The 7191-nt window shown below is 66.1% G+C and carries 6 protein-coding genes; 5 read left to right on the forward strand and 1 reads right to left on the reverse strand.

The window, feature by feature from the left end:
* The 4 genes from EN742_RS39165 to EN742_RS06170 all read left to right on the forward strand — a co-directional run.
* Positions 1-525 (forward strand): ketopantoate reductase C-terminal domain-containing protein (locus tag EN742_RS39165; protein ID WP_281034941.1); only part of this gene is annotated, 525 nt, incomplete at its 5' end.
* Between the two features lie 32 nt (positions 526-557).
* Positions 558-1292 (forward strand): class I SAM-dependent methyltransferase, encoded by a 735-nt coding sequence (locus tag EN742_RS06160; RefSeq protein ID WP_189347333.1) that lies wholly within the window; start codon positions 558-560, stop codon positions 1290-1292.
* A 67-nt stretch (positions 1293-1359) separates the two neighbouring features.
* Positions 1360-2088 (forward strand): GNAT family protein, encoded by a 729-nt coding sequence (locus tag EN742_RS06165; RefSeq protein ID WP_189375199.1) that lies wholly within the window; start codon positions 1360-1362, stop codon positions 2086-2088.
* Between the two features lie 80 nt (positions 2089-2168).
* Positions 2169-3548 carry an aminotransferase class V-fold PLP-dependent enzyme gene (locus tag EN742_RS06170; protein WP_128332547.1) on the forward strand — a complete coding sequence of 460 codons (1380 nt, stop codon included), beginning with the start codon at positions 2169-2171 and terminating at the stop codon, positions 3546-3548.
* A gap of 17 nt (positions 3549-3565) precedes the next feature.
* Here EN742_RS06170 and ade read toward each other — a convergent pair whose 3' ends face one another.
* Positions 3566-5275 (reverse strand): adenine deaminase, encoded by a 1710-nt coding sequence (gene ade, locus EN742_RS06175; protein ID WP_127407354.1) that lies wholly within the window; start codon positions 5273-5275, stop codon positions 3566-3568.
* 714 nt (positions 5276-5989) lie between these two features.
* Between ade and EN742_RS06180 the strand changes: the two genes are divergently transcribed.
* Positions 5990-7057: a glycosyltransferase gene (locus EN742_RS06180; protein ID WP_128332548.1), complete on the forward strand. Its 1068-nt coding sequence runs from the start codon at positions 5990-5992 to the stop codon at positions 7055-7057.
* The last annotated feature ends 134 nt before the right edge of the window (positions 7058-7191 follow it).

The raw sequence follows: 7191 nt of genomic DNA on the forward strand, positions 1-7191 counted from the left end.
AAGCAGCCCGGAGAAGTCGTCCACGCGGGCGGGCTGCGTGACATCCTCGTCGGCGGACACCGCGACCCTGTCATCAAGGAACTTCAGGCGCTGTGCGATCGGGCTATCGGGCTGGAGCTGAAGCCGGTTGCCGACATCGACAATGTGCTTTGGGAGAAGTTCGTGACATTGGCGGCCTTCTCCGGCGGAACGTCGCTGATGCGTTCGGGGATCGGTCCGATCCTCGACGACCCCGAGGCGCGCATCTTCATCGAGCAGCTGCGCGACGAGGGCATGGCGATTGCCGCGGCCGCCGGTCATCCGCTGGCCGAGGGATTCGAACGGCGCGTCACGACCAGGTGGAGCGCATTCCCCCCGCATGTGAAATCGTCGATGGCCAACGATCTCGAAAGGGGAAAGCCGATCGAGGTCGCCTGGCTGTCCGGGCGGATGCACCAGCTGGGCATCGAGTTCGGCATCGCGACCCCTGGCCACACGGCGGTCTTCCGCGCCTTGCATCTCTACGCAGCAGGTGCCGCTGCCTAGCGGCATCCCATCGACCTTCCATGGAGGGCATCGTGACATCGAGCGAAGGCATGCCGGCGACGACAGGGAGCGAGGCAACGGGCTCCCAGGACATGTTCAACAGGGAGCTTGATACCTATCGCAGGATCGTGGATGCAAACCTCATGTTCCATCGCGAGGTCTATCGCCTTCTGCGTGACGTGCTCACGGAGCTTGCGCCTGCGTCGTTCCGCTTTCTCGACGTGGCGTGCGGCGATGCCGGCGCCTCCGCTGCGACGTTGAGGACGACCACGATCGGCAACTATGTCGGCATCGATCTGTCCGAGGCATCGCTGCGGCTGGCGGCTCGAGAGCTCGATATCCTTCCTTGCCCGGTCGAGTTGCGTTGCAGCGATTTCGCGCATGCGATGGCGACGTGGTCGGAGCCCGTCGACGTGATCTGGATCGGCATGTCGCTGCACCACCTGCCGACCGAGGGTAAGGCGCGGCTGATGCGGCACGCCCGCAGGGCCCTGGGAGGGATGGGCCTCTTCGTCATCTGGGAGCCAGCGCTTTTCGAGGGAGAGGATCGCGCCGCCTGGCTCGCCCGCTTCTCCTTGCTGCGCGATGAATGGTCGGCCGTTTCCGACGAGGAGTTCGCCGCCATGGAACGGCACATGCTGCTGGCCGATTTCCCGGAAACCGCCGCCACATGGCTCGGCATGGGGCGGGATGCCGGCTTTTCCCACGCGGAGGAGATTTTCGTCATGCCGAACAGAATGGGTAGGATGTTCCGATACTGGAACTAGAGCACTCCAGCAAAAGCGTGAAACGGCTTTCCGTCCGCAACTGCTCAAAACAAAGAGATGCGAGACAATGTCATCCAAGCTGAAACCGAACGAGGTCACGCCGGGTGATGCGCCGGTTCCCTTGGCCATTGAGCTTGCCGGCCGCTGGGGGCGGCTGCGGCCGCTCGACGCCGCGGGCGATGCGGCACAACTCTACCTGCTCTCGCATGACGAGCACACGCACGCCACCTGGGTCGACATGAAGGTGGGGCCGTTCGCCACCGAACGGGCCTTCGCCGAGCAAGTCGCCGTCCTGGTGGCCGATCCCAAGCGCGCCTTCTTCGCCGTCGATGGCCCCGATGGCGGGCCGCTCGGATGGCTCTGCCTGATGGAGGCGCGACCCGCGCATCATGTCGTCGAGCTCGGCTATGTGCTCTACACACCGCCGCTGCAGCGCACGCGGCTCGCCACCGAAGCGCTCTACCTCATCCTGCGCCACGTCTTCGACGATCTCGGCTACCGGCGCCTGGAATGGACCTGCACCTCGACCAACCAGCGCTCGCGCAAGGCGGCCGACCGACTCGGCTTCGTCTATGAAGGCATGCTGCGCGAGAGCCTGTTCCTGAAGGGCAAGCCGCGCGACATCTGCATGTACTCGATGCTTTCCAGCGAATGGCCGGCCCGCCGCGCCGCCTTCGAGGCCTGGCTCGATCCCGCGAACTTCCGCGATGGGCGGCAGATCTGGTCGCTGACCGAAATCCGTTCGGCTGCCGGCCATGATCCCGGGGAGCCGGCGGATCCGCCGCTGCCGGTCTGACGGAAAACCCTTGCCGGTGGCGATGCCGGTTTTGTGCTAATCAAGTCCAGTGGTTTCGCATGCATCAAGGGGGCAGGGCTATGAAGGCGCTCGAAATCTCCAATCAGGATTTGTCGCGGCTGGCGGACGAGGCGATGGACCTCGCCACGACCTATTGGGCCTCGCTCGATGACCGTCCGGCCTATCCGTCGACCAGCGGCAGGGAGACAACCGAACTCTTCTCGCGGCCCTGGGCCGAGGAGGGCAGGGGCCGGGACGTCCTGCACGACTTCAAGTTGATCGCCGAGCATGCGCGACCATCCGCTGGCAGGTTCTTCGCCTACGTCTTCGGTTCCGGCGAGCCGGTGGGGGCGGTGGGAGAATTGCTGGCGGCGGTGCTCAATCAGAACGTGTCCTCGTGGCGATCCGCGCCGGCGGCGACATCGATCGAACACGCCGTCGTCGGATGGCTGGCGCAGGCCGTGGGCTGCGCCGGTTTCACCGGCAGCCTCTGCGGCGGCGGCTCGGCGGCGAACCTGATGGCGCTGGCGATGGCGCGGGAAGCAAAGCTGCCGGCCAATGAAACGGGAGTGCGCGGCGGCGTGGTCTATGCGTCCGAGCAGGTGCACATGTCCATACCCAAGGCGGTGGCGCTCATCGGCGTCGGCAGGGCGAACCTGCGCCTGATACCCGTCGACGACCAGTTCCGGATGCGACCCGACGCTCTCCAGGCAGCCATCGCCGCCGATCGCGCGGCAGGACAAATCCCCATCGCGGTCGTCGCCACTGTCGGCACCATCGTCTCCGGCGCGATCGATCCGCTGCCCGAGATCGCCGGCATCGCCGGACGCGAGGGCATGTGGCTGCATGTCGACGGCGCCTATGGCGTTCTGGCGGCCCTGGCCCTGCCGGAGACGCTCAACTCGCTGGCCCTGGCGGACTCGCTCTCGCTCGACGCGCACAAATGGCTCTATCAGCCGCTCGATTGCGGCTGCCTGCTGCATCGCCACCCGGACATAGCGCGCCAGACGTTTTCGCACAGCGATGACTATGTCGGCATGCTGAGCCAGGATCCGACGGAAGGTTTCGCCTTCTTCGAGGAGACGTTCGAGCTGTCGCGGCGTTTCCGTGCGCTGAAGCTATGGCTTTCGCTGCAATATCACGGCCGCCGCGCCTTTCGCGAGGCGATCGCGGCGGACCTGCGCCATGCAAGGCTTCTGGCGGAGACGGTCGAGGCGCACCCCGAACTGGAACTCCTGGCGCCGGTGCCGCTCAGCGCGGTCTGTTTTCGCCATCGCGGCAAGGATAACCGCGCGATCCTGAGACGCATAAACGCACGTGGCCGCGTCTACCTGTCGAACGCGATGGTCCGCGACCAGTTCGCGCTGAGGGCGTGCTTCGTCAACCACCGGGCGACGGACGCCAGTGTGCTCGAAATCGTCTCGGAAGTGATCGCTGCGGCCGGCGAACTCAACGATTGAGCTCGCCAATCGAAAACTCACTCGACGAAGCCGAAGCGGTCGACATCGAACAGGCCCATGTCGGTGAGCTTGAGATGTGGGATGACGGGCAGTGCCAGGAATGCCACCTGCAGGAACGGCTCGGGGATCGTGCAGCCGATCGCGCGCGTCGCCTCGCGCAGCCGGTGCAGGGCGTGCGTGACGGTCTCGAAAGAGTCGAGACTCATCAGTCCGGCCAGCGGCAGCGCCAGCTCGGCGGTGATGACGCCATTGTCGGCCACCGCCATGCCGCCGCCCATCTCGATCAGCCGGTTGACCGCCACCGCCATGTCGGCGTCGGTGGCGCCGACCACGGTGATGTTGTGGCAGTCATGGCCGATCGAGGAGGCGATGGCACCGCGCTTCAGGCCGATGCCCCGGACAAAACCCTTGCCGATATTGCCGTTCCTGCCGTGCCGCTCGACCACCGCGGCCTTGAGGATGTCGGCCTCGGGGTCGGCCTGCAGGCACTGATCGAGGACGGGCAGGGCGGCGTCCTCGCGGAAGGTGATGATCAGGCCGGGCTTGATCGCGATCACCGGCGTCTGGTTGCGGCCCGCCCTGGCCTCGACGCGGAAGGCATCCGCCGTGACCGGCTTCGCCTTCACCGAGCCGAGGCCGACCGGCGCCACCGTGCCTCGGGTCTCGAACAGTTCCGGCGTCACCAGCCGTCCCGCGGAGACGACATCGCTCATCCGGCAGTCCTCGAGGTCGTCGAGCAGGGCGATGTCGGCACGCCAGCCGGGCGCCACCAGGCCGCGATCGGTGAGGCCGAAAATGCGCGCCGCGGAATGGCTGGCGGCGCGGTAGACATGATGCAGCGGCCGGCCCTTGGCGATCAGCCGCCGGATCGAGGAATCGAGATGGCCTTCCTCGGCGATGTCGAGCGGATTGCGGTCGTCGGTGCACAGCGCGACGAAGCTCGACGTATCGGCGTCGAGGATCTCGGCCAGCGCGTCGAGGTCCTTGGAGGCCGAGCCCTCGCGGATCAGGATCGCCATGCCCTTGGCGAGCTTTTCGCGTGCCTCGGCCGCGGTCGTGGTCTCGTGGTCGGTGCGGATGCGGGCCGCCAGGTAGCCGTTGAGCCGCTGGCCCCTGAGCAGCGGCGCGTGGCCGTCGATGTGGCCGTCTGAAAAGGCGTCGAGCTTGGCGATCATGCCTTCGTCGCCGGCGAGCACGCCGGGAAAATTCATCACCTCGGCGAGGCCGACCACCTTGGGATGGGCGCGGAGCGGGACGAGGTCTTCCGCCTCCAGCCGCGCGCCCGAGGTCTCGAACGCCGTCGACGGGACGCAGGACGACAGGTTGACCCGCACGTCGAGAATGGTCCGCTCGGCGCAGTCGAGGAAATAGCGGATGCCCTCAGTGCCCAGCACATTGGCGATCTCATGCGGATCGCAAAGCACCGTGGTGACGCCGTGCGGCAGCACGCAGCGGTCGAATTCGAGCGGGCTGACCAGCGAGGATTCGATGTGGAGGTGCGTGTCGATGAAGCCGGGCACGGCGAAGCGGCCGCGGCCGTCGATCACCTCGGCAGCCTGATAGCGCGCATGGGTGCCGACGATGCGGTCGCCGACGATGGCGATGTCGGTTTCGCTCACCCTGCCGGTGACGACATCGAGCAGCCGCACGTTGCGGACCACCAGGTCGGCGGGGACCTCGCCGGCGCCGGCGCGGATCATGCGGGTCAGCAGTTTCTTCGAATCCATGGGTCCCCCAGGCAAGGTCTGCCGCTACGCTCGTCCCAACCGCCGAAGCGGTCAAGGGGCGTGACTTTGGCCGGTGCCGGGCCGCCTTGTCGACACGTCGCAAAGGTGTTCCGGCACCGGAAATCGCGGGCAGACCTTAGGGTGGACGTGTTGCATTTCGCTCATACCGGTCGATCACGAACCCGTGATATGAGCAATCCATACTATGAGAAGCGGGGGCTTCAAGTAAGCTAGAAGCAATTCCAGGAAAAGTGCGTGGCGGTTTTCCGTCCGGGATTGCGTAAGCTAGAAGCAATTCCAGGAAAAGTGCGTAGCGGTTTTCCGTCCGGGATTGCGTACGGACAAAAACTGGAGCAACGTCCGCTCCAGCGTGAGGGGCGCAATCGACGCCCCGGGCTTGTTACGGCCGCATTTCGCGGTCACACTCCGGATATGCCTTCGGCGCGGGACGCACTGTCCCGGATCGAATGAAGGACCATTCCCGTCGGAGCCGGCCGCTGCACCATCCGGACCGGATCCCCGACTGCCTTGCCGCCGCGCGCCGAATGCCTGCGGCGGATGACCCTCGAAGGCAATCGCGGCCGCTCAGCTGACGTCGCAACGCAACCCGTCCACCCGAGGCAAGCGCAAGCCTTGCCCCAGGGAAACTCGCGGGGCTTAAGGCTTATTCCTGCGGGTTCCGCCGAAACCAAAGCAAATGCGAGGTCCAACGCGATGCATCCGATGCCCAGCCGGATTCCGGTGTCCATCATCATCCCGAACTACAATTACGCGCGCTTCCTCGAACGCAGCGTCGACAGCGCGCTCGGCCAGGACCATGACGACGTCGAGGTCATCGTCGTCGACGACAGATCGAGCGACGGTTCGGCGGTGGTCATAGAATCCTATGGCGACAGGATCCGCGCCTGCCTGCGGCCAAGGAATGGCGGCCATGCCGCCGCCTTCAACACCGGCTTCGCGGCAAGCTCAGGCAGGATCGTGCTGTTCCTCGACGCCGACGACTATCTCTACCCGGACGCCGTCTCCAGGATCGTCGACGCCTGGGATCCGGCGACCGCGCAGGTGCAGTCGCGGCTGCACATCGTCGACGAAGCACAGCGCGTCAAGGATGTCTTCCCGCCGCCGGAACTTCCCTTCGACGATGGCGACGTGGTGCCGAAGCTGCTGCACAAGGGGCGCTACCAGACGACGGTGACCAGCGGACTCGCCTTCGAACGCTCGACGCTGGACACCATCATGCCGATCCCCGAAGCCGATTTCCGCCAGGGCGCCGATGGCTATCTGGCGACGCTGGCGCCGCTCTACGGGCAGGTGCAGTCGATCGAGGAATGCGTCGGCGCCTACCGTATCCACGGCGCCAACCATTCCGTCTTCGGCGAAAAGCTTGCCGAGCGGGCGCGGTGGCGGGTGGCGCATGATTTCCACCGTATGGCGGCGCTGTCGGGCCAGGTCTCGGGCGTCGGCCTGGCGGTCGAGCCGGCCGAGACCGTCCTGCATGATACGCTTCATCTGGAGGAGCGGCTCGCCTCGCTCTGCGCCGACCCCGACCGGCACCCGGTCGCCAATGATTCCAAACTGGCGCTTGCCGCGCACGGCGCCGTCGCCAGCCTCGAGATGACGGCCTCGCTCAGGCGTCGCGCCATGCTTGCCGCCTGGTTCCTGTCCGTCGGCATGCTGCCCGGAAGGATGGCGCTCGCCGTGCTGTCCTGGAAGCTCGACGCCGCGTCGCGGCCGGCCTTCCTCGCGCGGTTCTCCAAATCCATCCGCCAGGCGATGGGTTGAAAGCATTCGCCTCACATGCTTCGCTGAGCAGGGCAGGGAGCGGGAGAGGGCAGGGCTTCAAGAAATTTGACAGCCCGTGTCGGACTGGCCAGGCCCCCGTACGTCCTTGGGGCATCGATCAGCAAATCAGAGAG

Origin of the sequence: Mesorhizobium sp. M4A.F.Ca.ET.020.02.1.1 (assembly GCF_004022645.1) — a bacterium.
Classification (GTDB): domain Bacteria; phylum Pseudomonadota; class Alphaproteobacteria; order Rhizobiales; family Rhizobiaceae; genus Mesorhizobium.

Bases quoted from the DNA above. Each gene is read 5' to 3' on its own strand.
- EN742_RS06165 (WP_189375199.1), top strand. From the start codon at position 1,360: ATGTCATCCAAGCTGAAACCGAACGAGGTCACGCCGGGTGATGCGCCG.
- EN742_RS06170 (WP_128332547.1), top strand. From the start codon at position 2,169: ATGAAGGCGCTCGAAATCTCCAATCAGGATTTGTCGCGGCTGGCGGAC.
- ade (WP_127407354.1), bottom strand. From the start codon at position 5,275: ATGGATTCGAAGAAACTGCTGACCCGCATGATCCGCGCCGGCGCCGGC.
- EN742_RS06180 (WP_128332548.1), top strand. From the start codon at position 5,990: ATGCATCCGATGCCCAGCCGGATTCCGGTGTCCATCATCATCCCGAAC.